This window comes from Ochrobactrum sp. SFR4 (assembly GCF_019730395.1).
Classification (GTDB): Bacteria; Pseudomonadota; Alphaproteobacteria; order Rhizobiales; family Rhizobiaceae; genus Pseudochrobactrum.
In genome coordinates, this window is sequence record NZ_JAAPBB010000533.1 from 1 (window position 1) to 313 (window position 313).

A 313-nucleotide genomic window follows, 5' to 3' on the forward strand; every position below is an offset into this window, starting at 1 on the left:
TGGTCGAAGGACTGGCAGTCAGATGCGCCATTTGCCGGTGCGCTGGTTGAAGGTGACAGTGCCCGTATTGTTGAGGTCAATCAGAAGATCGCAGGATTGCCGGGACCATTGGTTTTGACACAGGCCGCATCTTCGGAAGAGCTGGCTAACAATGCAGAAGCCTATTGCCTTAACTGGTTGCTGGAAGAAGTCTCGACTTCGATCAACACCACAGCGGCAGGCGGTAACGCCAGCCTGATGGCAATCGGCTGATTATACTTGTAATATGAATTTGGAAGGCGGCCTGTAGGCCGCCTTTTTCATTTGTGTATGA

The 313-nt window shown here is 51.8% G+C and carries 1 protein-coding gene; it reads left to right on the forward strand.

Going from position 1 to position 313, the window contains the following annotated elements:
- A partial coding sequence (locus HBA93_RS20130; RefSeq protein WP_221724456.1) for a hypothetical protein occupies nt 1-252 on the forward strand: 252 nt, incomplete at its 5' end.
- Nucleotides 253-313 lie beyond the last annotated feature (61 nt).